The organism is Bacillus sp. FSL W8-1143 (assembly GCF_037965155.1).
GTDB lineage: Bacteria > Bacillota > Bacilli > Bacillales > Bacillaceae > Bacillus > Bacillus pumilus.
The window spans coordinates 2,431,570-2,456,397 of record NZ_CP150182.1 but is presented as its reverse complement, the minus strand read 5'-3'; the positions used below and the strand labels follow the sequence as shown (position 1 = coordinate 2,456,397).

Annotated in this window: 22 protein-coding genes, 1 other RNA gene and 2 other annotated features; of the genes, 17 read left to right on the top strand and 6 right to left on the bottom strand. The window is 43.1% G+C overall.

Annotated features, from left to right (window positions below; translation table 11 throughout):
* Nucleotides 1-18: 18 nt before the first annotated feature.
* Both NSQ36_RS12560 and dtd read left to right on the top strand, forming a co-directional pair.
* Nucleotides 19-2,229: a bifunctional (p)ppGpp synthetase/guanosine-3',5'-bis(diphosphate) 3'-pyrophosphohydrolase gene (locus tag NSQ36_RS12560; protein ID WP_012010732.1), complete on the top strand. Its 2,211-nt coding sequence runs from the start codon at nt 19-21 to the stop codon at nt 2,227-2,229.
* A gap of 18 nt (nt 2,230-2,247) precedes the next feature.
* Nucleotides 2,248-2,691 (top strand): D-aminoacyl-tRNA deacylase, encoded by a 444-nt coding sequence (dtd, locus tag NSQ36_RS12555; RefSeq protein ID WP_339205883.1) that lies wholly within the window; start codon nt 2,248-2,250, stop codon nt 2,689-2,691.
* Between the two features lie 96 nt (nt 2,692-2,787).
* Here dtd and NSQ36_RS12550 read toward each other — a convergent pair whose 3' ends face one another.
* Nucleotides 2,788-4,368 (bottom strand): SH3 domain-containing protein, encoded by a 1,581-nt coding sequence (locus NSQ36_RS12550; protein WP_339205881.1) that lies wholly within the window; start codon nt 4,366-4,368, stop codon nt 2,788-2,790.
* Between the two features lie 137 nt (nt 4,369-4,505).
* On the opposite strand from NSQ36_RS12550, the gene NSQ36_RS12545 reads away from it, so the two are divergent.
* From NSQ36_RS12545 to NSQ36_RS12525, 5 genes are all read left to right on the top strand, one after another.
* Nucleotides 4,506-4,676: a YrzK family protein gene (locus tag NSQ36_RS12545; RefSeq protein WP_003216250.1), complete on the top strand. Its 171-nt coding sequence runs from the start codon at nt 4,506-4,508 to the stop codon at nt 4,674-4,676.
* Nucleotides 4,677-4,734: 58 nt separating this feature from the next.
* Nucleotides 4,735-4,974: a binding site (T-box leader), on the top strand.
* A gap of 74 nt (nt 4,975-5,048) precedes the next feature.
* Nucleotides 5,049-6,323 carry a histidine--tRNA ligase gene (gene hisS / locus NSQ36_RS12540; protein WP_003216423.1) on the top strand — a complete coding sequence of 425 codons (1,275 nt, stop codon included), beginning with the start codon at nt 5,049-5,051 and terminating at the stop codon, nt 6,321-6,323.
* 18 nt (nt 6,324-6,341) lie between these two features.
* The gene (gene aspS / locus NSQ36_RS12535) at nt 6,342-8,120 is read left to right on the top strand and encodes an aspartate--tRNA ligase (protein ID WP_339205879.1); all 1,779 of its coding nucleotides are present in this window, start codon (nt 6,342-6,344) and stop codon (nt 8,118-8,120) included.
* Nucleotides 8,121-8,197: 77 nt separating this feature from the next.
* A non-coding RNA gene (gene ssrS, locus NSQ36_RS12530) (6S RNA) lies at nt 8,198-8,378 on the top strand.
* Nucleotides 8,379-8,470: 92 nt separating this feature from the next.
* Complete coding sequence (locus tag NSQ36_RS12525; RefSeq protein ID WP_044140034.1) at nt 8,471-9,235, top strand: tRNA threonylcarbamoyladenosine dehydratase; 765 nt, start codon at nt 8,471-8,473, stop codon at nt 9,233-9,235.
* Nucleotides 9,236-9,269: 34 nt separating this feature from the next.
* On the opposite strand, the gene NSQ36_RS12520 is transcribed toward NSQ36_RS12525, so the two are convergent.
* Complete coding sequence (locus NSQ36_RS12520; RefSeq protein ID WP_339205877.1) at nt 9,270-10,535, bottom strand: replication-associated recombination protein A; 1,266 nt, start codon at nt 10,533-10,535, stop codon at nt 9,270-9,272.
* A 207-nt stretch (nt 10,536-10,742) separates the two neighbouring features.
* On the opposite strand from NSQ36_RS12520, the gene NSQ36_RS12515 reads away from it, so the two are divergent.
* The 8 genes from NSQ36_RS12515 (at nt 10,743) to NSQ36_RS12480 (ending at nt 17,606) form a co-directional block, all read left to right on the top strand.
* On the top strand, nt 10,743-11,162 hold the full coding sequence (locus NSQ36_RS12515; protein WP_034620651.1) for an Rrf2 family transcriptional regulator: 420 nt from the start codon (nt 10,743-10,745) through the stop codon (nt 11,160-11,162).
* An 18-nt stretch (nt 11,163-11,180) separates the two neighbouring features.
* Complete coding sequence (locus NSQ36_RS12510; protein ID WP_321999422.1) at nt 11,181-12,323, top strand: cysteine desulfurase family protein; 1,143 nt, start codon at nt 11,181-11,183, stop codon at nt 12,321-12,323.
* A gap of 95 nt (nt 12,324-12,418) precedes the next feature.
* Nucleotides 12,419-13,537, top strand: coding sequence for a tRNA 2-thiouridine(34) synthase MnmA (gene mnmA / locus NSQ36_RS12505; protein WP_050943674.1), 1,119 nt, complete (start codon nt 12,419-12,421; stop codon nt 13,535-13,537).
* A 60-nt stretch (nt 13,538-13,597) separates the two neighbouring features.
* Nucleotides 13,598-14,251 carry a tetratricopeptide repeat protein gene (locus tag NSQ36_RS12500; RefSeq protein WP_003216571.1) on the top strand — a complete coding sequence of 218 codons (654 nt, stop codon included), beginning with the start codon at nt 13,598-13,600 and terminating at the stop codon, nt 14,249-14,251.
* Nucleotides 14,252-14,270: 19 nt separating this feature from the next.
* Nucleotides 14,271-16,655 carry an ATP-dependent RecD-like DNA helicase gene (locus NSQ36_RS12495; protein ID WP_003216666.1) on the top strand — a complete coding sequence of 795 codons (2,385 nt, stop codon included), beginning with the start codon at nt 14,271-14,273 and terminating at the stop codon, nt 16,653-16,655.
* Nucleotides 16,656-16,730: 75 nt separating this feature from the next.
* Nucleotides 16,731-17,249, top strand: a complete 519-nt coding sequence (locus NSQ36_RS12490) for a hypothetical protein (protein ID WP_003216813.1) — start codon at nt 16,731-16,733, stop codon at nt 17,247-17,249.
* 13 nt (nt 17,250-17,262) lie between these two features.
* Nucleotides 17,263-17,454, top strand: a complete 192-nt coding sequence (locus NSQ36_RS12485; RefSeq protein WP_003216308.1) for a hypothetical protein — start codon at nt 17,263-17,265, stop codon at nt 17,452-17,454.
* Nucleotides 17,455-17,474: 20 nt separating this feature from the next.
* Nucleotides 17,475-17,606: a YrzQ family protein gene (locus NSQ36_RS12480; protein WP_003216198.1), complete on the top strand. Its 132-nt coding sequence runs from the start codon at nt 17,475-17,477 to the stop codon at nt 17,604-17,606.
* 46 nt (nt 17,607-17,652) lie between these two features.
* Here NSQ36_RS12480 and NSQ36_RS12475 read toward each other — a convergent pair whose 3' ends face one another.
* The 4 genes from NSQ36_RS12475 to NSQ36_RS12460 all read right to left on the bottom strand — a co-directional run bounded on the left by NSQ36_RS12475 (nt 17,653) and on the right by NSQ36_RS12460 (nt 20,604).
* Entirely contained in the window at nt 17,653-18,303 is a 651-nt protein-coding gene (locus NSQ36_RS12475; protein ID WP_003216394.1) for an amino acid ABC transporter permease, read from the bottom strand.
* A 15-nt stretch (nt 18,304-18,318) separates the two neighbouring features.
* Entirely contained in the window at nt 18,319-18,972 is a 654-nt protein-coding gene (locus tag NSQ36_RS12470) for an amino acid ABC transporter permease (protein WP_310426390.1), read from the bottom strand.
* Nucleotides 18,973-19,052: 80 nt separating this feature from the next.
* Nucleotides 19,053-19,862: a transporter substrate-binding domain-containing protein gene (locus NSQ36_RS12465; protein ID WP_251190265.1), complete on the bottom strand. Its 810-nt coding sequence runs from the start codon at nt 19,860-19,862 to the stop codon at nt 19,053-19,055.
* 13 nt (nt 19,863-19,875) lie between these two features.
* On the bottom strand, nt 19,876-20,604 hold the full coding sequence (locus NSQ36_RS12460) for an amino acid ABC transporter ATP-binding protein (protein WP_050943677.1): 729 nt from the start codon (nt 20,602-20,604) through the stop codon (nt 19,876-19,878).
* A 167-nt stretch (nt 20,605-20,771) separates the two neighbouring features.
* Between NSQ36_RS12460 and NSQ36_RS12455 the strand changes: the two genes are divergently transcribed.
* The gene (locus NSQ36_RS12455) at nt 20,772-21,836 is read left to right on the top strand and encodes an AI-2E family transporter (protein WP_106035307.1); all 1,065 of its coding nucleotides are present in this window, start codon (nt 20,772-20,774) and stop codon (nt 21,834-21,836) included.
* 46 nt (nt 21,837-21,882) lie between these two features.
* Nucleotides 21,883-22,092 (top strand) — a binding site (T-box leader).
* 81 nt (nt 22,093-22,173) lie between these two features.
* Nucleotides 22,174-24,810, top strand: a complete 2,637-nt coding sequence (gene alaS / locus NSQ36_RS12450) for an alanine--tRNA ligase (protein WP_339205872.1) — start codon at nt 22,174-22,176, stop codon at nt 24,808-24,810.
* Nucleotides 24,811-24,828: the final 18 nt, after the last annotated feature.

The window sequence follows — 24,828 nt, the reverse complement described above, 5'->3', positions numbered from 1 at the left end:
ATTTAAAAAGGTGATTCCATGGCGAACGAACAAGTTTTAACGGCGCAGCAGGTCATTGACAAGGCAAGAGAATACCTGTCCGCTGAACATATTCAATTTATAGAGCGAGCATATGAATATGCTGAAAATGCACATAAGGAGCAATACCGGAAGTCTGGTGAGCCTTATATTATCCATCCAATTCAAGTGGCGGGGATTCTTGTTGACCTTGAAATGGACCCATCGACCATTGCAGGAGGTTTCCTGCACGATGTTGTCGAGGATACAGATGTGACATTACAGGATTTAAAAGAGCATTTTAACGAAGAAGTTGCGATGCTTGTTGATGGTGTAACAAAGCTCGGGAAGATTAAATATAAATCACAAGAAGAACAGCAGGCCGAAAACCATCGAAAAATGTTTGTGGCAATGGCGCAGGATATACGTGTCATCTTGATTAAACTGGCAGACCGTCTGCACAATATGAGAACGCTCAAACACCTTCCTCAGGAAAAGCAGCGTAGAATTTCAAATGAAACCCTTGAAATCTTTGCACCGCTTGCGCACAGATTAGGGATTTCAAAGATTAAGTGGGAGCTTGAAGATACAGCGCTCCGTTACTTAAATCCGCAGCAATATTACCGGATCGTGAATCTCATGAAGCGTAAACGAGCGGAACGTGAGGAATACTTGGACGAGGTTGTCAATGAAGTAAAAGATCGGGTGTCAGAGGTAAACATCAAGGCTGAATTTTCCGGAAGACCAAAGCATATTTATAGTATTTATCGCAAAATGGTCCTGCAAAATAAGCAGTTTAATGAAATTTATGATCTGCTGGCCGTTCGTATTTTGGTTGACAGCATTAAAGACTGCTATGCCGTGCTCGGGATTATCCATACATGCTGGAAGCCGATGCCAGGCAGGTTTAAGGATTATATTGCAATGCCAAAGCCGAACATGTACCAATCGCTTCATACAACAGTGATTGGGCCAAAAGGTGACCCGCTTGAAGTTCAAATCCGAACAGTGGAAATGCATGAAATTGCAGAGTACGGAATTGCTGCACACTGGGCATACAAAGAAGGAAAAGAGTCAGCAGAATCAACGGAGGAAGCTGTCTTCCAGAAGAAGCTCTCTTGGTTTAGAGAAATCCTTGAATTCCAAAATGAATCGACAGATGCAGAAGAATTTATGGAATCGTTAAAAATCGATCTCTTCTCTGATATGGTGTTTGTCTTTACTCCAAAAGGAGACGTCATTGAACTGCCATCGGGTTCCGTGCCGATTGACTTCTCTTACCGGATTCACTCGGAAATTGGGAACAAAACGATCGGTGCGAAGGTCAACGGAAAGATGGTCACGCTCGATCATAAATTGAAAACAGGTGACATTATTGAAATTCTGACATCAAAGCACAGCTATGGACCAAGTCAGGATTGGGTCAAACTTGCCCAAACCTCCCAAGCGAAGCACAAGATCAGACAGTTTTTCAAAAAACAGCGCCGTGAAGAAAATGTCGAAAAAGGCCGAGAACTCGTGGAGAAAGAAATCAAAAACCTTGAGTTTGATGTCAAAGACATTCTGACAGCTGAAAACCTGCAAAAAGTGGCTGACAAATTTAATTTCTCAAACGAAGAGGACATGTATGCAGCGGTTGGTTATAACGGAATTACTGCACTCCAAGTCGCCAATCGTTTAACTGAAAAAGAAAGAAAACAAAGAGATCAAGAAGAACAAGAAAAAACAGTTCAAGAAGTGACTGTAGAGCCAAAGACGTATCACGGGAAGAAACGAGAAGCAGGTGTAAGAGTCAAAGGGATAGATAACCTGCTTGTCCGCTTATCTAAGTGCTGTAATCCTGTTCCAGGTGATAGCATTGTTGGTTTTATTACGAAAGGCCGAGGCGTATCTGTTCACCGTGATGACTGTCCGAACGTGAAGACAGGAGAAGCGCAGGAACGGTTAATCCCGGTTGAGTGGGAGCATGAACAGCCTGCTCGAAACCGTAAAGAATACAATGTGGAAATTGAAATATTAGGATATGACAGACGCGGCTTACTTAATGAGGTGCTTCAAGCAGTCAACGAAACCAAAACGAACATCTCGTCGGTTTCTGGTAAGTCTGATCGTAACAAAGTGGCGACGATCCATATGGCGATCTTTATTCAAAATATTAACCATTTACACAAAGTAGTAGAACGCATTAAACAAATCAAAGACATTTACTCTGTTCGCCGATTCATGAATTAGAAAGGAAGTATATCGTCTATGAGGCTTGTTGTGCAGCGTGTGACAAGTGCATCTGTGAAGGTAGAAGAAGAGATCACAGGAGCCATCAATGAAGGATATATGGTACTCGTTGGTGTCACACACGAAGATACAGAAGAAGATGTGCATTATTTAGCTGATAAGCTTGCACATTTACGTATTTTTGAGGATGAAAACGGGAAAATGAATCATTCGTTATTGGATGTAAAAGGAAGCGTGCTGTCTGTGTCTCAGTTTACCCTTTATGGTGATACGAGAAAGGGCAGAAGGCCAAATTTTATGAAAGCAGCCAAGCCAGATGCTGCGAACGCCCTTTACGAATGTTTCAATAAAGCCCTTAGAGAAAAAGGCATTCATGTAGAAACTGGCCGTTTTGGCGCGATGATGGATGTGTCATTGACCAATTCAGGACCCGTCACCATCTGGATAGATAGCAAAGAATAGATTCACTTTAGACTGTAGATAAACTCATGCAGGAGTTTGTTTAGAGTCTTTTTCTTTTGCGACCAAACAAAAAAGAGGCGCAGTGGCCTCTTTTTTCTAGCGGAAATATTGTTTTAATCCTTCTGTCATTCCTTCTGTGACTCGTTCTTGGTAAGAGGCGCTATAAATGATGGCTTCCTCCTGAGGATTGCTTAAATAGCCGAGTTCATATAAAAGTGAAGGACGTTTGTTTTCTCTTAACACAAAATAATCTCCGAATTTGACACCCTTATCAGGGATTTGAGAGCGTTTAGCGACTTCTGTATGAACGTTTGTCGCTAATTGCTGGTCTTTTGCTGCTTGATAATAATACGCCGTACTTCCTCTGACACTTTGGTCCATAAAACTATCATAATGAAGACTAATAAATGCATCTGCATTTCTGTAATGAGATGTCGCGACCCTCGATTGAAGGCTGATAAAAGTATCTTCACTTCTAGTTAAATAAACATTTGCTCCAGAAGCCCTTAATTTGCCTGCCAGTAAATTAGCGGTTTTGATGGTAATGTTCTTCTCAAACGCACCATCTGCGCCAATCGTACCGCTGTCTTTTCCGCCATGACCTGGATCAAGAACAATCGTTTTTCCTTTTAAAGAACCAGTTCCTGACGATGAATCCTGCTGTGGTCTTGGTGCCTCGCTGCTATTTTTATTCGTTTGAACGACCCAGCTTGCCACATAACCAGTTCCGCCGTTTGATAATGTCACCTCGTACCAGTCACCTTGCGTGCGAACAATTTGATAGGCAGCACCTTTTGTGGCTCTTTCTGCAATCTGAGCAGAGGTAGAAGCACTTTTTCGAATGTTGGTGCCATCGTAAACAATGTACGCTTTCTTTTGGGAAGCCGATGAAGATGAGTTCTTTTCACCCTCCGAACTCGCTCCATTGCTTGTGACGATGTAATAGCTTGCTGCCCAGCCTTTCACGCCTTTTGCCTCAATTTCATACCAGCCGTTCTGCTCGCGCAAAATGGTGATCTGTGTGTTGCGGGCAAGTGAAGCGACGACTTGTGCATTTGGTGCCGCCGATTGCCTTACATTCAAGCTCGATACGCCAACTGTGCCTGTCTGTTTAGAGCGAGAGAACTCGCCAGCGCTTGATTGAGAAGCTTTTTGGCCGCCTGACACATAATCAGAGTGAACCCAGCCTACTGCTTGTTTATACGAAATTTTTGTCCATTCGCCGCTTGTCTGCAGCTTTTTAGCCGAAGCGCCTTGCGGGAAAGTTCCGACGACTTGATAGGAAGTCCCTGGGCCCGTCCGTATGCGAAGATCAGAGGCTGTCGATGTAATGGAACTGCTCTCTGCTGAGCTTTGATTTTGTGTCTTCGGCTTAGCAGACTTTTGGCTGCCAGATGATGTTGTAATCAGCCATGAGACGACCCAGCCTTTTTGACCGTTCGATAGCCCGATCTGCACCCATTCTCCTTGTTTCGTGAGAATGGGATAGCTTTCTCCGCGCTTCACAACAGCTGCGATTCCATAGCTTAAACCAGGACCCGTTCTCACATTGATTTCATCTGTAGCGACCACAGCTTGATCTGTTTGTGCTGTAGCATGTGCCATAGGCAAAGTACTTGCGATAAGAACAAAACAGGTAAGAAGCATCATCATTTGATTGTGTTTTTTTAGATTCAAAACGGTGTTTTCCCCTCCCTTGTAAAACCGATGAATGTAAATTCGTTATGTAATGGACTAATTCCTTGCAGTTTCCCTAATAAAATTGAATCAATCTGTTTATACTAAATAAAAACGTGATAAAAGGATGTACAAACATGAGATTAAGCAGAAAATTAGGACGAGTGCAATATAATGGACATCGTGATATCGATCGCTGGCAGCACGACGAAATGGATCAACCAGGCTTCCTTGAAGAAACCGCATCTGAATACGGATGTACGTCAAAAGAAGAGCTGGAAAAGAAAAAGAGGCACGGCAAGGGTTGACAGAGTGGCAGCACCGACCTTATTATAATATAAATCAACACACTTGAAAATTTAAAATGTGGAACTGATGATAGAGAATAGTAGGGTAAATTGCGTGAGCAGAGAGGAATCGCCTTAGGCTGAAAGCGAATCCGCATGGCATTTATCACGAAAGAACACTCTGTAGGTTTCCTGCTGAACGCTCTAAAAATGAGTCAATAGGCGGAGAACGTGAATCTGCGTTAAGGATTTGAGCGGGAACATGGCTAGATCATGTTCCAACTAGGGTGGCACCACGGGTATAACTCTCGTCCCTACTATACACATAGTAGAGGCGGGGGTTTTTTATATGTCCACATAAAAAAATGAATGATGGTCGTAGGAGGACGAAAAATGAGTTTTAATATTCCAAGAGGCACACAGGATATTTTACCTGGAGAGTCAGAACGCTGGCAGTATGTTGAACAAATTGCAAGAGATACATGTGCGGCCTTTCAATACAAAGAAATCCGCACACCGATTTTTGAGCATACAGAGCTGTTTGCACGGGGAGTAGGCGAATCAACCGATATCGTTCAAAAAGAGATGTATACATTTGAAGATAAAAAGGGACGCAGCATCACCCTTCGTCCAGAGGGAACGGCATCAACCGTACGTTCTTATGTTGAAAATAAATTATTTGCACAGCCGGCGCAGCCAACAAAGCTGTATTACATCGGACCAATGTTCCGCTATGAACGTCCGCAAACGGGAAGATATCGTCAATTTTATCAGTTTGGGATTGAAGCGATCGGTTCAAAGGACCCAGCCATTGATGCAGAAGTTATTTCCCTTGCGATGAGTGTTTATGAGAAAGCAGGTCTTTCAAACTTAAAGCTCGTCATTAACAGCCTTGGTGACAAAGAGAGCCGTGCAGACTACCGCAAGGCACTTGTTGAGCACTTTGAGCCAAGAATCGATGAATTCTGTCATGACTGTCAAACCCGTTTACATCAAAATCCGCTGCGAATTCTTGATTGCAAAAAGGATCGTGACCACGAATTGATGGCAACGGCTCCATCCATTCAAGATTACTTAAATGATGAATCACGGACTTATTTTGAAAAGGTCAAACAATACTTAACAGATATAGGCGTTGAATATGTCGTCGATCCGAACTTAGTGCGCGGCCTTGATTACTACAATCACACGGCATTTGAGATCATGAGTAATGCTGAAGGCTTTGGTGCGATTACCACATTAGCTGGCGGAGGCCGATATGATGGACTTGTTGAAGGAATTGGCGGTCCTGAATCACCAGGAATCGGTTTTGCTATGAGTATTGAGCGTTTCCTATCAGCAATCGATGCTGAAGGGATTGATCTTCCATTGCAAGATGGCATTGATCTATACATTGCTGCACTCGGTGATGATGCGAAAGATTACGCTGTTTCATTATTAAATCGTCTAAGAAAAGAAGGCATTTCAAGTGAAATGGACTATACAGGGAAGAAATTAAAAGGACAATTTAAAGCGGCTGATCGATTAAAAGCCAAGTTTATTGCTGTCCTTGGTGAAGATGAGCTGGCACAGCACATTGTGAATGTAAAAGATACGACAACGGGTGAACAAATTGAAGTGAAGCTTGATGAGCTGATTCAAATGATGAAGGCCCACAAGAAGGCGTAAAGAAGGAGTGGAATGTTTGTGTTTGGTAGAACTTTTTATTGTGGAGAAGTAACAGAAGACCAAATCGGTCAAACCGTTGTATTAAAAGGATGGGTTCAAAAAAGACGTGACCTTGGCGGATTAATCTTTATTGATCTGCGTGACCGTACAGGAATTGTACAAGCTGTCTTCAATCCAGACCTTTCAAAAGAGGCACTTGAGACAGCAGAATCGATTCGTAATGAATATGTCCTTGATATTAAAGGAACGGTTGTCGCAAGAGAAGAAGCAACAATTAATCCAAATCTAAAAACAGGGAAAATTGAAATACAAGTCGAAACGGTCAGCGTGTTAAATGAAGCGAAGACCCCTCCTTTTGTCATTTCAGATCAAGCGGACGAGGTATCAGAAGATGTGCGCTTAAAATACCGTTACTTAGACCTTCGCCGTCCTGCTATGTTTGAAACGATGAAAATGAGACACGAGGTCACAAGAGCATTCCGCCATTTCTTAGATGACAACGGCTTTCTAGATATTGAAACACCGATTTTAACAAAAAGTACGCCAGAGGGTGCACGTGACTATCTTGTTCCAAGCCGTGTACACGAAGGAGAGTTCTATGCCTTGCCTCAGTCCCCGCAATTATTTAAACAATTGCTGATGGTCTCAGGAATGGATCGTTACTATCAAATTGCCCGCTGCTTTAGGGATGAAGACTTGCGTGCTGACCGTCAGCCGGAATTCACACAAGTCGATATCGAAATGTCCTTTATGAGTCAGGGGGACATTATGACGCTTGCTGAAGAGATGATGGCAAAGGTGATGAAAGATGTCAAAGGCGTAGAGCTGACATTGCCATTACCTCGTATCACTTATGATGAAGCGATGAATTCTTATGGTTCTGATAAACCAGATACACGTTTTGAGATGAAGCTTGTCAACATTTCAGACACGGTAAAAGACTCTGATTTCAAAGTCTTTAGCGGAGCTGTGAAAAATGGTGGGGCTGTGAAAGCCATCAATGTCAAAGAGGCTGCAGCGAATTACTCAAGAAAAGACATTGATGCCCTTGGTGCATTTGCTGCGAACTACGGTGCAAAAGGTCTAGCTTGGCTTAAAGCAGAAGGGGCAGAATTAAAAGGGCCGATTGCTAAATTCTTTGACGAAGCAAAGCAAGCAGAATTAAAAGAGCAGCTTCAAGTCGAAGAAGGCGACCTTTTACTCTTTGTTGCAGATAAGACGTCTGTTGTCCATGACGCACTTGGTGCCCTTCGCTTAAAACTCGGCAAAGAGCTTGAACTCATCGATGAGTCTGTATTCAACTTCTTATGGGTTGTAGATTGGCCGCTGCTTGAAAAAGATGAAGAAGAAGGACGCTTCTATGCTGCCCATCATCCTTTCACAATGCCAGTACGCGACGATCTTGAATTAATTGAGACAAGCCCAGAAGACATGAAGGCACAGGCATACGATCTTGTCCTGAATGGCTATGAGCTTGGCGGAGGTTCGATTCGTATTTTTGAAAAGGACATTCAAGAAAAAATGTTTAGCTTACTTGGGTTTTCAAAAGAAGAGGCTTATGAACAATTCGGCTTCCTTCTAGATGCTTTTGAGCACGGTGTTCCTCCGCACGGCGGAATTGCGCTTGGTCTTGACCGCTTAGTGATGCTGCTTGCCGGCCGCTCTAACCTAAGAGACACGATTGCATTCCCGAAAACGGCAAGTGCGAGCTGCGTGCTAACAGATGCTCCAGGTCATGTGAGTGAAGCGCAGCTGGATGAGTTAAGTTTAGCCATTAAAACAAAAGCAAAACAGTAAAATAGACGCATGGATATAGGCATGTAAACGCTTGAAAAAGCGGCATGCCTATGATATGCTTTCTTCAATCAATAAATAAAGTCCTGATACGTACGGTGGTTACCTAGTTTTGACCGAACATTTTTTTATACGGGAGCTTGCCTTTCCTTTCTGCATAAATGCCTCTTTAGAGGACTTATAAAGTCAGGAAGAAAGCACCCACCTGCATGGTGCGGGGTTCAAAACGAAGGAAAAGCTGGCGGCGTTGTCGGGACTTTTTTGTGTTTTTTTCTTTTTCAGAAGGATGACGAAGAAGGTTGAATATGATATGATTCTTTCGATTCATTTTAAATAAAGGTGGAGTGAGGCACTTGTTACATCAGTTTTCAAGAAACGAGCTTGCCATTGGCAAGGAAGGCTTAGATATATTAAAAAACAGTACAGTTGCAGTGCTTGGTGTGGGCGGCGTTGGTTCATTTGCAGTTGAGGCACTCGCTCGTTCAGGCGTTGGCCGTATTGTTCTTGTTGATAAAGATGATATTGATATTACAAATGTAAATCGTCAGCTACCAGCATTGCTTTCAACAGTTGGTCAGCCAAAGGTTGACTTAATGCAGGCGAGAATCGCTGATATTAATCCAGAATGTGAAGTTGTTGCACTCAAGATGTTTTATACAGAGGAAACATATGAACAATTTTTTGAATATCCACTTGATTATGTCATCGATGCGTCAGATACGATTCACTATAAAATTCATTTAATGAAAGAGTGTCTGAAACGCAATGTGAACATCATTTCGAGTATGGGAGCTGCAAACAAAACAGATCCGACCCGCTTCAAAATTGATGACATTTCAAAAACACATACCGACCCAATTGCAAAAGTCGTGAGAACGCGTCTACGCAAAGAAGGGATTCGTAAAGGGATTGAAGTCATCTTCTCTGATGAAAGTCCGATTGTCATCCGCGAAGATGTTAGAAAAGAAGTTGGAAATGATGAAGCGAAGATTCGCAAGGCACAAATGCCGCCATCATCCAACGCATTCGTCCCATCTGTTGCAGGACTGATCATGGGTGGTCATGTCATTATGCAGCTTTTAAAAGATATTCCAATTACACGTGTGAAGGATAAATAAACAGCCCACCTGCTAATTAGGCAGGGGGCTTTTTTTATTTTTGGCGTTTTAAATTCTCATATACCTGTTTTAGTGCGCCTTCAAATTTACCTGTTTGCTTTGGTTCATAGTATTGCTTGTTTTTCAGCGGATCAGGTAAGTATTGCTGCTTCACCCAGCCGTTTTCATAATCGTGTGGGTATAAGTAATCGACGCCTCTGCCAAGTGCTGTGGCTCCTTTGTAGTGAGCATCCTTTAAATGAACAGGGATTTCACCAATTTTCCCTGAACGAATGTCACCAAGTGCCGCATCGATCGCCTTATATGCTGAGTTGGACTTAGGAGAAAGACACAGTTCAATGACTGCGTTAGCCAGCGGAATTCGTGCTTCCGGGAAGCCGATTCTTTCTGCTGTTTGAACAGCGCTTAACACACGAGGGCCTGCCTGCGGACTAGCTAAGCCAATATCTTCGTAAGCCATCACGAGTAATCTCCTTGAAATGCTTTCAAGGTCTCCTGCTTCAATCAGTCTGGCAAGGTAATGCAGCGCCGCATCTGCGTCAGAGCCTCTAATGGATTTTTGAAAAGCCGAGAGGACATCATAATGAGCATCACCATTCTTATCATGTGAGAAGCTCTTTTTTTGTAAACATTCTTCTGCTGCGGCAAGAGTGATCATAATATGCCCAGCATCATCTGCTTTTGTCGATAAAACAGCTAGTTCTAACGCATTTAAAGCAGAGCGTACGTCCCCGCCGCATCCATTGGCAAAATGATTCATCGCTTCATCGTCCACTGTCACCTCATAACCGCCAAGTCCGCGATGTTCATCCTGTAACGCTCTTGTTAATGCAGCTTTGATTTGCTCTGTTTCAAGCGGTTTTAGCTCAAATATTTGTGTCCGGCTTCGGATGGCAGGGTTGATCGCATGATAGGGGTTAGCTGTCGTTGCGCCAATTAAAATGATCATGCCATTTTCTAAATAAGGAAGAAGAAAATCCTGCTTTCCTTTATCAAGCCTGTGAACCTCATCTAAAATGAGGATGACCTGGCCGCTCATTTTCGCTTCAGCGGCGACAGCTTCCATATCCTTTTTGTTATGAATGACCGCATTCAACGTCCGAAACGCAATGCTTGTACTGCCAGCGATCGCCGTCGCAATCGATGTTTTTCCGATGCCCGGCGGTCCGTATAAAATCATCGAGGATAAATGTTTTGCCTCGACCATTCGTCTAATAATTTGACCTTCTCCAACGAGATGCTCCTGCCCAATGATGTCTTCAATATGACTTGGGCGCATCCGGTACGCTAAAGGTTTCATGATTATCTCTCCTAAAGCAATGTCTTGTTTGTATAGAGTACCGAAATTTCTTCAAATAGAAAAGGGATGCGTCCTCCTAAAGCGCTCAGAACCGGCAAATGAAAGTTGGCTAAAAGTATGATATAATTGCTTTTGGTCTATATAAGCGTATATGAAATCAGAAAAATAATTGATGACATAGAAATAGAAAACGCAGAGGTGTTTAACTTGAAAATTTCTACTAAAGGCAGATATGGTCTGACGATCATGATCGAATTAGCCAAAAAACATGGCGAAGGCCCTACATCATTAAAATCAATCGCTCAAAACAATAATTTGTCTGAGCATTATTTAGAGCAGCTTGTATCACCACTTCGGAATGCCCGTCTTGTGAAAAGTATTCGCGGTGCATATGGCGGCTATGTTCTTGCACATGAACCAAACGAGATCACAGCCGGTGATATTATTCGTGTATTAGAAGGACCGATTAGTCCTGTCGAAGTCATTGAAAACGAAGAACCAGCAAAACGTGCACTTTGGATTCGAATTCGTGATGCAGTAAAAGACGTACTGGACAATACAACTCTTGAAGACTTGGCAAGCTATAAAGATGACGAGGATCAAGAGGCGTATATGTTCTATATTTAGATCAGAGGTGTACCGGGAATGGAACGTATCTATTTAGATCATGCAGCCACAACGCCGATGGATCAGCGTATTGTGGACAAGATGATGCCTTACTTTACAGAGATATTTGGCAATCCCTCTAGCATTCATTCATATGGGCGCGAGGCAAGAAAGTGGCTCGATGAAGCAAGAGAAGTGATTGCAGGAGAATTACACTGTAAACCACAGGAGATTATCCTCACAAGTGGAGGAACAGAGGCGGACAACCTGGCAATTACAGGTGTGGCAATGGCAAGACAGCATGAAGGAAAACATATCATCACAGCAAAAACAGAGCATCATGCGGTGCTGCACACATGTGAACGCCTAGAGAAGCTAGGATTTGACGTGACATATTTAGATGTGGATGAAACTGGATTGATTCATCTTGAACAACTAAAACAAGCACTAAGAGATGATACGATTCTTGTGACCATCATGTACGGCAATAATGAAACAGGTGTGATTCAGCCAATCAAAGACATTGGCGAGCTTTTACACAATCACACTGCTCATTTTCATACAGACGCCGTGCAGGCGTTTGGAACAATGCCAATCGATGTAGCAGACCTTCATATTGATCTCTTATCTGCTTCTGGCCATAAGCTAAATGGTCCAATGGGAACGGGCTTTTTATATGTAAACGAAGGCGTGAAACTTTCTCCGCAAATTTTCGGAGGAGAACAAGAAAGAAAACGCCGTGCTGGCACTGAAAATGTGGCAGGGATCGTCGGACTTGCAGAAGCTGTTCAATTAACGAAGCAAAATAGAAGAGAAAAAGCCATGCATTATGGTAAGCTCAAAGAAATCATGCTACAAGTATTCGAAGAGGAATCACTCGATTTCTCTATCAATGGGCACCCGGAAGAGACATTGCCGCACATTTTAAATGTTCATTTCCCGGGCGTTTCTATCGAATCGTTACTTGTGAATTTAGATATGGAAGGAATTGCTGTTTCAAGTGGGTCTGCATGTACGGCTGGATCCGTCCTTCCTTCACACGTGTTAAGCGCCATGTATGGCGAAGAAGTAGACAAGCTGACGTCCTCAGTCAGAATAAGCTTCGGTCTTGGGAATGAAGAGGATCATGTGAAGCAGGCGGCGCGCAAGATAGTAGCTGTTGTCAAACGCTTAGCCAAATAAACGTTCCTCTTTTGTTCGTGTGTGAAAAATGAAACAGCCAGGCACCTGAAGAACGAAACGCACATGCTGTTTCATTGAAAATGGAGTTGATGAAGATGACAAAAAGACCAGAAGACACAAGAGTTGTGGTCGGTATGTCCGGAGGAGTCGATTCATCAGTTGCTGCTCTTATGTTAAAGGAGCAAGGCTATGATGTAATCGGCATATTTATGAAAAACTGGGATGACACAGATGAAAATGGTGTATGTACAGCAACGGAGGACTATGAGGATGTCATCCGCGTATGCAACCAAATTGGAATCCCTTATTATGCAGTGAATTTCGAGAAGCAATATTGGGACAAAGTGTTTCAATATTTCCTTGATGAATATAAAGCGGGCAGAACGCCAAACCCAGATGTCATGTGCAACAAAGAAATTAAGTTCAAAGCGTTCCTTGAGCACGCATTGTCACTCGGTGCGGATTATTTAGCAACAGGTCACTATGCGCGCGTCGACAGAACTGGCGATGAAGTTAAAATGCTAAGAGGTCTTGATGCCAACAAAGACCAAACGTATTTCTTAAATCAGCTGACTCAGGAACAGCTTGATAAAGTCATGTTCCCAATCGGTGATCTAGAGAAAAAAAGGGTTCGTGAATTGGCAAAAGAAGCAGAGCTCGCAACAGCAACGAAAAAAGATTCAACGGGTATTTGCTTTATTGGAGAAAGAAACTTTAAAACGTTCCTTAGTCAATATTTGCCTGCACAGCCTGGCGTGATGCAGACGATGGACGGAGAAGTCAAAGGGGAGCATGATGGATTGATGTATTACACGATCGGTCAGCGCCAAGGTCTTGGCATTGGCGGCAGCGGTGATCCTTGGTTTGTCGTTGGAAAAGACTTGGAACAAAATATTCTGTTTGTCGAACAAGGTTTCCACAATCCACTTTTATATTCTGAAAGTATTTCAGCCGTCAATATTAGCTGGACTCGTCCTCATATTGTCGGTGAAAACGGTGAATTAATCTGCACAGCTAAATTCAGATACCGTCAAGAAGATCACCATGTGAAGGTGAAAATGACAGGTGAGCAAGAAGCGATGGTCATCTTTGATGAACCTGTTCGTGCTGTCACACCAGGACAAGCGGTTGTCTTTTATGATGGCGACGAATGTCTCGGTGGCGGAACAATTGACGATGTCTTTAAGGACGGCCAAAAGCTGTCGTATGTGTAACATGTTTTCAAAACCTCAACGTCGCTGTTGAGGTTTTTTAATGAAAGGATGAGAGAGCGAATGAATCATAACGAAATCGGCATAGAAGCCTTAAATCAAGGGAACATCGAAAAAGCAGCAGAAGCTTTTACGAAAGCCATTGAAGAAAGCCCGAAAGACCCGGTTCCATATATTAACTTTGCGAACTTGCTTTCAAGCATCAATGAATTTGAACGTGCGTTAAACTTCTTTCAAAAAGCAATAGAACTTGATCACGCCGCAGCTGCAGCCTATTACGGGGCAGGAAATGTCTACACATTAAAAGAAGACTTTATGAAAGCAAAAGACTATTTTGAACAAGCACTTCAAGCTGGGATGGAAAATAGTGATTTATTTTATATGCTGGGGCAAACGCTCATCAAATTAGAGCAGCCGAAGCTTGCGATGCCTTATCTTCAGCGTGCCATCGAACTGAATGAAGATGATAATGAAGCAAGGTTCCAATTTGGCATGTGCTTAGCCAATGAACAATTGCTGGAAGAAGCGGTGACGACCTTTACCGAGGTGATCGCGCGTGATCCGCAGCATGCAGATGCCTTTTATAATTTAGGGGTTGCGTATGCATACTTAGAGAAAAAAGACGAAGCACTTGAGATGCTAGGAAAAGCGATTGACGTGCAGCCTGACCATATGCTGGCACTACATGCGCAAAAGCTAATTCAAGAGGCAGAATAGACGGAAGGAGGGAAGACCTGTGCAGGAACATCCAGATCAAATGAAGCTTGAGGACGAACCATTTTTAAAGGGGACAGTTCAAGCCGTTATTTTCCATAATGAAAGTAATTTATACTCGGTGTTAAAGGTGAAAGTCATTGAAACATCGGAAAACTTAGAGGAAAAAACAGCATCTGTCACAGGCTACTTCCCAGCACTTCATGAGGAAGAAACTTACACCTTCTATGGCAAAGTCACAAGCCACCCGAAATTTGGTGAACAGTTTCAGGCAACTCATTTTCAAAAGGAAGTACCGACAACAAAGCAAGGAATCATCCATTATCTTTCAAGTGATTTATTTGAGGGGATAGGCAAAAAGACGGCGGAAGAAATTGTAGGGCAGCTTGGCAGTCAGACGCTTCATAAAATAATGCGTGACCCAGCGGTTTTGTATGACGTTCCGCGCTTATCAAAAAAGAAGGCAGATAAGCTGGCCGCAGCGCTCCAGGAGCATCAAGGATTGGAACAAATTATGATCAGCCTGAATCAATACGGCTTTGGTCCGCAGCTCAGCATGAAGATATACCAAGTGTACGAGAGTGAGACGCTGCAGAAGATTGAAGAAAACCCTTATCAGCTCGTCAAGGATGTCGAAGGAATCGGATTTATTAAGGCGGATGAGCTTGGCGCTAGAACCGGTATCTCAGGAAATGATCCAGAGCGAATCCGTGCAGCCTTGCTTTATACAGTGGAGACAGCCAGCCTTCAGGACGGTCATACGTACATACAAACAAAGGATTTGATCGTCGAAACCCGAAAACTGCTCAATCAGACAGGCAATGAGTACAAAGTGACGGAAATGGACGTCGCCAATCAGATCATTGCACTTGGCGAAGGGAAAGAGATGATCATTGAAGATGAGCGCTGCTATCATCCGTCCTTATTTTATGCCGAGCAAAGTGTCGCCAAACGTATACAAAAAATCGTCTCCCAAACGGAATATGCAGACCAATTCCCTGAATCAGAATTCCTTCTAGCCCTTGGTGAGCTAGAGGAACGGCTGGGCGTCCAGTATGCACCGACACAAAAAGAAGCGATTCAAAAGGCGCTCATGTCCCCAATGCTGCTTTTAACAGGCGGACCTGGGACTGGGAAGACAACAGTCATTAAAGGGATTGTTGAGCTTTACAGCGATCTTCACGGTGTATCTCTTGATCCGAGTGATTACAAAAAAGATGAATCCTTTCCATTTGTGCTTGCGGCGCCAACTGGACGAGCAGCTAAACGAATGACAGAATCAACAGGGCTTCCAGCTGTGACGATTCACCGGCTGCTTGGTTGGAATGGGTCAGAGGGATTCTCGCATGATGAAGAACAGCCGATTGAAGGAAAGCTTGTCATTATTGATGAATCAAGCATGCTAGATATTTGGCTTGCGAATCACTTGTTTAAGGCCATTCCTGATCATATCCAAGTGATCATGGTGGGGGATGAACATCAGCTTCCGTCTGTCGGACCAGGCCAAGTGTTAAGAGACTTGCTTGCATCACAAGCTGTGCCAGCTGTTACCCTGACAGATATTTACCGTCAGGCAGACGGCTCCAGCATTGTTGAGCTTGCACATGATATGAAAAATGGCGTCCTGCCAAAGGATATTACCGCACGTTCAAAGGATCGATCTTTCATAAAATGCTCAGTTGATCAAATGAAAGAAGTGATTGAGAAAGTCGTCAGCAATGCTGCTCAAAAAGGCTATTCAGCTAAAGACATTCAAGTGCTTGCGCCCATGTATAAAGGAAAAGCAGGCATTAATGAGCTCAATAAAATGCTGCAGCACATTTTAAATCCTAAAAAACCAAAAGGCAGAGAAATCCCGTTTGGTGATGTGGTGTACCGGACCGGTGATAAAGTGCTTCAGCTTGTGAACCAGCCGGAGAACAATATTTTTAACGGTGATATTGGCGAAATTGTCTCGATTTTTTATGCGAAAGAAAACACGGAAAAAGAAGACATGGCTGTGATCTCCTTTGATGGGAATGAAATCACCTTTACAAAAAAGGATTTTCATCAATTTACACATGCCTATTGCTGCTCCATCCACAAATCACAAGGCAGTGAATTCCCCATCGTTGTGCTTCCAGTCGTGAGAAGCTACTACAGAATGCTTCGGCGAAATCTGCTGTACACAGCCATTACACGAAGTAAAAAGTTTTTAATTCTGTGCGGCGAGGAATCAGCACTGGAGTGGGGCGTGAAAAACAATGAGGATTCGCTCAGACAAACGTCCTTAACGATGCGGCTCGTGCAAACCGAAGAGGTTATGGATGCGGAACTTGCAGCACTTCAAAAAGAACTGCCGTTTAGCGTGCATGATGCAAATATCGGTATGGAGGGAATCACTCCATTTGATTTTATGCATGAATAAAAGGCTTCCAGATGGGAGCCTTTTTTAGCATGAAAAGAAATCCTCATATTTCGTTCATGGAAGCCATTTCTTCGTATGAGTCTTGCAGTAAACGCACACGATAAGACTGTTCCGCAAAAGGTGGTTGAGCACATTTTGAGAACATGTCGAGAGCTTGAAGGAATGTCAATCTATACAGGTGAAACGTCTCATTCACTTGGTTCGATAAAAGATATTTGCTTATTAGCCGGAGGCAGCTGCGGAGGATATGTGTTAGATGGGAAAAAGAAAGACTGTGCACTCGTTCCATTCTCGGCTGGGGATCAGCTGACAGACAAAGGCTTATATGTGAGCTGCCAGGAGGGAATAGGCATGGATTCCTCCGCCCCATCCTTCTTATTTTCGAAATTGAAAAAGAAAATGATGCAGTCGCCTGATGGTGAAAATTTAGGCATTTTGGAAGATGTATACTTTTGCACAAATTCGGGCACAATCGTAGCATATGAACTCTCGGACGGCTTCTTTACAGAGCTATCAGGGATTCGAAAACAGCTTCAGGCTGCCGGAACCTTGATCAACGTTCAAAAGGAAGCACTTGTTCTAAACCGAACGTAAAGAGGTGCTGATTATGCTCATTTGCCCAAATTGCAAATGTAAAGACATCGGAAAAATTGGGGTCAATCAATATTATTGCTGGGGCTGTTTTATTGAATTGACGCTGTCAAAAGGCAAAATATCTACACACCAAGTGGAAGAAGACGGAACACTAAGCAGCTTAGATGATCTGTTTAGTGATGATGAACGTTCAATTCAACTATAAGTGTTAAGGGGGAATTTCGAATGGGCAAAATGACTTCTTCACTATTAACGCTTGGTGCAGGTGCACTCGCATATCACTTTGCAAGCCGATATGATATGCCATCAAAGCGGGATATGAAAAAGCTAAGAAAACGCGTTATGAGAATGATGTAAACAAAAAGACATCCGCCAAAAGCCAAAAGCGGATGTCCTTTTTTTTTTATGCCTGCCTATATTCTAATCGGCGCGCGAGTAATGATAAGCTGAAATTGACGACAAAATACATCATCGCTGCTAATAGGAAAATGGGCAGTAAGTAAGATTGGCTCTGACCGTTTAATATTTGAGCGTGATGCAATAGCTCTGGAAGGGCAATGACAACAGCTAGTGACGTATCTTTTAAAAGAGAGATGAACTGACTAACAATTGGCGGTACCATACGGCGTAAAGCCTGCGGCATAATAATCATTTTTAACGTTTGGATATAGGTTAAACCAGAAGACCTAGCTGCTTCGATCTGCCCCTTATCAATTGATTTTAAACCGCTTCGAATAATTTCTGACAGCATCGCTGATTCAAATACGGTTAAAGCTGCAATAGCCGAGGCTGTAATGCTCAGCTTAATGCCGATTTCGGGCAGTGCAAAATATGTGAAAAAGATGATCAATAAGAGCGGCAGGTTTCGAATGGTTTCGACGACGACTGCAAGTATCTTTGATAAAACCGGAATCTGAGCGAACCGCAATGTGCCAATGACTAATCCAATGAGAAAGCTCAAAATGATGGAGATAAAAGCCACTTTTAAGGTGACAGCAAATCCTTCAAGTAAAAAGGCGAGATGATCAGGCTGGTAGGCACCTAGAAAATCCATGATGTTTCCTCCTTTCTAGTGGCTTCTTGCTAATCTTTTTTCTAAATAACCAACGCCTAAACTGAGCGGAATCGTTAATAGTAGATAGAACATGGCAACAAAGATGTAGACATCAAATGTCACAAATGTTCTAGAAGCGATGAGGTCTCCTTGATACATGAGATCAAACCCTGCAATGACACCTAAAATAGAGGAGTTTTTGACAAGATTAATAAATTGATTCCCAAGAGGGGGAATGACAATTTTAATCGCTTGCGGCAGAATGATATACCGCATCGTCCCGCCATAGGATAGACCTGAAGCACGCGCTGCTTCCATTTGTCCAAGCGGTACAGCTTGTATCCCTGCGCGAATGGCTTCAGCAATAAAGGCAGAGGTATAAATGGCAAGGGCAATTGTGCCAGCGGTGAAGCCATCTGCTACAATGCCAAGCACGGGTAATCCAAAGAAGAAGACAAATGTAATCAATAATAACGGAATATTCCGAACAAACTCCACGTAAGCCGTTCCTAACCAGTTGAGCGGCCTAAGTGGCGCAATTCTCATAATGGCAATGAGTGTACCGATCAAAAAGCTTCCAATCAAAGCAATGACACTTGCACCAATGGTATATTTAAAGCCTTCTATATAAAGCTGAAAATTTTCAATAAGAATGGAAAACCGTAGCAATCAGTTCACTTCCTTCCTGATCAACAGGTGAGCCAATGAGCGGCTCACCCTGAGAGAATCATTCTTCACACGTCAAACGGTCATTCTTTGATCCATTTTTGATGAATCTTGTCATACTCTCCATTGTCTTTTAAGGTTTTTAGGGCTTTATTGATCGCAGCTGTTAATTTCTGATCACCTTTTTTCACAGCAATACCATAAGGCTCATCTGTAAAGGTGCCGCCGACGACTTCGTAATTTGAATCCTCATCTGCCATACCAAATAAGATCGCATTATCGGTTGTCAGCACTTGCCCTTGGTTTGATTTTAAAGCTGTAAAAGCCTCCTGATAGTTCTCAAATTCTAATACAGACGCTTCAGGTGCTTTTTCGCGGATATTTTGAGAAGAAGTAGATCCTTTCACTGCAAGCACTTTCGTCCCTTTTTTAAGATCATCAATCGATTGAATGTCGCTTCCTTTTTTCACAAGCAATGATTGTCCTGCTTCAAAGTAAACATCTGAGAAATTGACTTCTTTTTTACGCTCTTCGGTAATCGTCATAGTTGCGACGATCGCATGAATATCTCCTTTTTGCAGTAAAGGAATTCTCGTTTTTGATGTCACTTCTTTGAATTCTGCTTTTCCTTCATCACCGAGCATTTCCTTTGCGATGGCTTTTGCAATATCGATATCAAACCCTTCGATATCTCCGTTGCTAGGATTTTTTAGACCGAAGAGACGTGTATCATTCTTGACCCCGAATATGATTTTTTTGTCTTTCTGAATGGTTTCTAAAGAGCTTCCTTTTTTTGCATCAGTCGAGCCTTTTTCAGCAGATCCGCAAGCAGCCAATGCAGCAATACAGCAAGTCATAAAGAGTAGTAGGCCAAAGCGTTTCATTTTTTTCATCAAATCATTCCCCCTAGTGATTTAAAATACGGCTTAAAAAGAGCTGAGCGCGTTTCTCACGCGGTTTCTCATAAAATGCAGCCGGTGTTGACTCTTCAAGAACTCTGCCTTCATCAATAAAGACAATACGGTCGGCGACCTCTCTGGCAAATCCCATCTCATGTGTGACGACAACCATGGTCATTCCTTCTCGGGCGAGCTGCTTCATCACATCTAGTACCTCTCCGATCATCTCTGGGTCAAGAGCCGATGTCGGTTCGTCGAACAGCATGACCTCTGGCTTCATCGCAAGCCCTCTTGCAATCGCAACACGCTGCTGCTGTCCGCCTGAGAGTCTTGAAGGGTAGGCGTCAGCTTTATCAGGAATGCCGACTTTATGTAAATAAAATTCGGCTGTTTCCCTTGCTTCTTCCTTGCTCACCTTTTTCACCTTCATTGGGGCAAGCATAATGTTTTCAAGCACCGTTTTATGCGGGTAGAGGTGAAAATGCTGAAACACCATCCCAATATTTTGCCTGACAAGATTGATGTTGGTCTTCGGATGCTGAACAGGCACTTCGTTGACGAGTACCTTTCCCTCATCAATGCTTTCAAGACGATTGATGCATCTGAGCATCGTGCTTTTACCTGATCCTGAAGGGCCGATGATCACGACAACCTCACCTTTTTGAATATGTAGGTTAATGTCTTTCAGTACATGGAACTGGCCATAATGCTTGTTGACTTCTTCGAATGTGATCATGAAGAACCTCCTCTTGTACATGATGGAATATTCAGTGTAGACATTTTAGTGACTTTGGATGGAGCTGTATGTTTCATGTGTATTCATTTTTAACAAAGTTAGGACAAATTTTATTTACATGGATAATTACAGAAGATGGATAAACAATAAGAAAAGAGGTGAAAAAGGTGAAGAAACGTCCGATCCAATTTCTGATATATGCCGCAGGGGTCCTGCTTGTCCTTGCATCCTTGCTCATTTTACTGCAGCTCGACGAGTTATGGATGCCTATTTTTTTGTTGTTAAAGGCGGTTCTAATTCCGCTGCTCATTGCCATTTTTATTTCTTATCTGCTTTATCCGATAGTGGAAAAATTGCACGCGGGGGGCTTGCCAAGGACTGTTAGTCTCTTATTGATTTATGTACTGTTTTTTGGCGGGATTGGGCTTGCGGTTTATAAAGGAGCGCCTGTCATGATCAAGCAGTTAAATGAGCTGTCAGAACAAATTCCTGTACTTGCGGAAACGTATAATGGCGCTTTATCACATATTCATCATCATACAAACCATTGGCCCGACGGACTTCACGACCGCTTGGATCGCTTAATTGTTCAATCGGAGACATATGCAGCTAACGGCGCGGAGCGAATGATTCTTAGCTGTAAAGTATTACTTGATTACGCATTAGTTGCAGCGCTCATTCCTTTTCTTGTTTTTTATATGGTGAAGGACATGAATACGATGAAGCGGGCTGCATGGTATTTGACGCCGCCATCATTTCGGAAGAGGGGACATGCGTTTGTGAAGGCAGTTGATGAATCGCTTGGTAATTATATTAGAGGGCAGCTGCTTGTCTGTTCATTAATTGGAGGTGCAGCAGCCATTGTGCTTTGGCTGTTTCATATCCCGTATCCGCTTGTCCTAGGTATGCTGATTGGCGCAACGAATGTCATTCCGTATTTTGGACCGATTATCGGTGCGGTTCCCGCTGTCTTTATTGCGTTTACCATCTCGGTTAAATCGGTTATTATTGTGCTGATTACAGTAGCGGTGCTGCAATTTTTAGAAAGCAACGTCCTTAGCCCGATCATCGTAGGAAGAAGTCTTCATATGCATCCTGTCGTCATTATGCTTGTCTTGCTAGCAGGAGGAGAGTTATTTGGTTTAATAGGCATGATTTTAGCCGTACCAACTGCCGCTATCATCAGAGTGATCATTGTGCAATATATCCTCATGAGACGAAGCGTTCATTGACAAGAGAAGCCGAGTTGTCTATAATAATTTCGATTCATACTACATACTGAATTCAATGACGGACCCGAGTACGTTAAAAAGCTGTTGCAGAGAGAGGCTTTATTTTGCTGAGAAAAGCCTTATCAGACCTTTAACGGAAGCTAGTCCCGAGTGCAGATAAACACTGCCGCTCTCTTCCGGCGTTATCGGATGTGAAGGTGATAGACGGAATAGGTCTATAATCAGGGTGGTACCGCGAGAGCATCTCGTCCCTGTGTAAGTCGTTTTGTGCTTGCATAGGGCGGGATGTTTTTTCGTTTGTGTGGAGATTGATGAATGATAAGGGAGGATTTTTTGAATGAAAACTTTAACTTCAGCTCAAGTACGCCAAATGTTTTTAGACTTTTTTAAAGAAAAAGGACATGCTGTAGAACCGAGTGCATCACTCGTACCGCATGATGATCCGACACTTTTGTGGATCAACAGCGGCGTGGCAACATTAAAGAAATACTTTGATGGCCGCGTCGTACCTGAAAATCCGCGTATTTGCAACGCGCAAAAATCGATTCGTACAAATGATATTGAAAACGTAGGAAAAACGGCACGCCATCATACGTTCTTTGAAATGCTCGGCAACTTCTCTATTGGTGATTATTTTAAAGAAGAAGCGATCGAATGGGCGTGGGAATTCCTCACAAGTGACGAGTGGATTGGTTTTGACCCGAATTTGTTATCTGTCACTGTCCATCCAGAGGACGAAGAAGCGTATGTTCTATGGAGAGATAAAATCGGTGTACCTGAAGAACGTATTATTCGCCTTGAAGGCAACTTCTGGGATATTGGCGAGGGCCCAAGTGGACCGAATACAGAAATTTTCTATGACCGCGGTGAATCGTACGGTGACGACATGAACGATCCAGAATTATATCCTGGTGGAGAAAATGAGCGTTATCTAGAAGTGTGGAACCTAGTGTTCTCTGAATTTAACCATAATCCAGATGGGTCATACACGCCGCTGCCGAAGAAAAACATTGATACAGGGATGGGTCTTGAACGAATGGTATCTGTCATTCAAAACGTGCCAACGAATTTTGATACAGATCTATTCATGCCAATTATTCGTGCAGTTGAGACCATTTCTGGAGAAAACTATGGCGAGACAAAGGAAAAGGATACAGCATTCAAAGTCATTGCGGACCACATCCGGACGGTTGCCTTTGCTGTAAGTGATGGAGCGCTTCCTTCCAATGAAGGCCGCGGGTATGTGTTAAGACGTTTGCTTCGCCGTGCCGTGCGTTATGCAAAAACCATTCACATCCATCGCCCGTTTATGTTTGACCTAGTTCCAGTTGTGGCGGAAATCATGAAGGATTTCTACCCAGATGTACAAGCGAAAGAAGAATTTATTGCGAAAGTCATCAAGAATGAAGAAGAACGCTTCCATGAAACACTGAACGAAGGCTTAGCTATTTTGTCAGAAGTCATCAAAAAAGAAAGAGACAAAGGCAGCACACAGATTTCAGGTGAAGATGTATTTAAGCTGTATGACACGTATGGATTCCCTGTCGAGCTCACAGAAGAATACGCAGAAGATGAGAACATGACAGTGGATCGAGAAGGCTTCCAGGCTGAGATGGAGAAGCAACGTGAACGTGCAAGAAATGCGAGACAAGATGTCGGCAGTATGCAGGTTCAAGGTGGCGCTTTAGGAGATATTAAAGTAGAAAGCACATTTGTTGGCTACGAAAATCTAACGGCAGATGCCCATATTGTCGAATTGCTTCAAAATGGTGAAATTGTTACAGAAGCACATGAAGGCGATATAGTACAAATTTTGTTAGATGAAACACCTTTCTATGCGGAAAGCGGCGGACAAGTGGCTGATAAAGGGACATTGAAAAGCGCTGAAGTGAACATTGACATCAAAGATGTGAAAAAGGCGCCAAATGGTCAGCATGTTCATGAAGGAGTAGTCGTAAGCGGTACAGCCAAAAAAGGACTTGAAGTCACTGCGGAAGTGGAATCAGCTCTTCGAAAAGGCATTGTGAAAAACCATACAGCGACACATCTTTTGCATCAGGCGCTAAAAGACGTTTTGGGCAGCCACGTGAACCAGGCAGGATCATTGGTGAATGAAAATAGACTTCGCTTTGACTTCTCTCACTTTGGACAAGTCACAAAAGAAGAATTGTCACAGATTGAAAAAATCGTGAACGAAAAGATCTGGGAAGGCATCTCTGTTGCTATTGACCTGAAGCCGATTGCTGATGCAAAAGAAATGGGTGCAATGGCGCTCTTTGGCGAGAAGTATGGTGATATTGTCCGAGTTGTCCAAGTAGGCGATTACAGCATCGAGCTATGCGGCGGCTGTCATGTGCAAAATACTGCGGAAATCGGGTTGTTTAAAATTGCATCTGAATCGGGTATTGGTGCTGGAACACGCCGGATTGAGGCGGTGACTGGTAAAGGAGCATACGAAGAATTAAATGACCAGCTGACGATTTTAGAGCAGGCAGCGAGTGAGCTGAAGTCAAATACGAAGGATGTACCAAAACGTATCGCTTCATTGCAGGCAGATTTAAAAGAGGTTCAAAGAGAAAACGAATCTCTTCTTGCAAAATTAAGCCAGGCTGAAGCAGGCTCTATTTTAGAGAAAGTGACAGAAATCGGCGGAGTAAAAGTGTTAACTGAAAAAGTAAACGCGAAAGACATGAACCATTTAAGAACAATGGTTGATGACTTAAAAGCCAAATTAGGATCAGCTGTCATTGTGCTCGGAGCCGTTCAAAACGGAAAAGTAAACATTTCAGCAGGAGTGACAAAAGACGTCATCGAAAAAGGTCTGCATGCAGGGAAACTTGTGAAACAGGCAGCTGAAATCTGCGGCGGAGGCGGAGGCGGACGCCCAGACATGGCACAAGCAGGCGGAAAACAACCGGAAAAGCTAGAAGAAGCACTGGCAATTGTCGAAGAATCTGTCAAATCCGTTTTATAATCAGGCGATGTAGTGTAG

Excerpts from the sequence above, each read along its gene's own strand:
- alaS (WP_339205872.1), top strand. The coding sequence starts at position 22,174 with ATGAAAACTTTAACTTCAGCTCAAGTACGCCAAATGTTTTTAGACTTT.
- NSQ36_RS12560 (WP_012010732.1), top strand. The coding sequence starts at position 19 with ATGGCGAACGAACAAGTTTTAACGGCGCAGCAGGTCATTGACAAGGCA.
- NSQ36_RS12480 (WP_003216198.1), top strand. The coding sequence starts at position 17,475 with ATGGGCAAAATGACTTCTTCACTATTAACGCTTGGTGCAGGTGCACTC.
- NSQ36_RS12510 (WP_321999422.1), top strand. The coding sequence starts at position 11,181 with ATGGAACGTATCTATTTAGATCATGCAGCCACAACGCCGATGGATCAG.
- hisS (WP_003216423.1), top strand. The coding sequence starts at position 5,049 with ATGAGTTTTAATATTCCAAGAGGCACACAGGATATTTTACCTGGAGAG.
- NSQ36_RS12485 (WP_003216308.1), top strand. The coding sequence starts at position 17,263 with ATGCTCATTTGCCCAAATTGCAAATGTAAAGACATCGGAAAAATTGGG.
- NSQ36_RS12490 (WP_003216813.1), top strand. The coding sequence starts at position 16,731 with ATGAGTCTTGCAGTAAACGCACACGATAAGACTGTTCCGCAAAAGGTG.
- NSQ36_RS12500 (WP_003216571.1), top strand. The coding sequence starts at position 13,598 with ATGAATCATAACGAAATCGGCATAGAAGCCTTAAATCAAGGGAACATC.
- NSQ36_RS12475 (WP_003216394.1), bottom strand. The coding sequence starts at position 18,303 with ATGGATTTTCTAGGTGCCTACCAGCCTGATCATCTCGCCTTTTTACTT.
- NSQ36_RS12520 (WP_339205877.1), bottom strand. The coding sequence starts at position 10,535 with ATGAAACCTTTAGCGTACCGGATGCGCCCAAGTCATATTGAAGACATC.
- NSQ36_RS12465 (WP_251190265.1), bottom strand. The coding sequence starts at position 19,862 with ATGAAAAAAATGAAACGCTTTGGCCTACTACTCTTTATGACTTGCTGT.
- NSQ36_RS12545 (WP_003216250.1), top strand. The coding sequence starts at position 4,506 with ATGAGATTAAGCAGAAAATTAGGACGAGTGCAATATAATGGACATCGT.
- NSQ36_RS12460 (WP_050943677.1), bottom strand. The coding sequence starts at position 20,604 with ATGATCACATTCGAAGAAGTCAACAAGCATTATGGCCAGTTCCATGTA.
- dtd (WP_339205883.1), top strand. The coding sequence starts at position 2,248 with ATGAGGCTTGTTGTGCAGCGTGTGACAAGTGCATCTGTGAAGGTAGAA.
- mnmA (WP_050943674.1), top strand. The coding sequence starts at position 12,419 with ATGACAAAAAGACCAGAAGACACAAGAGTTGTGGTCGGTATGTCCGGA.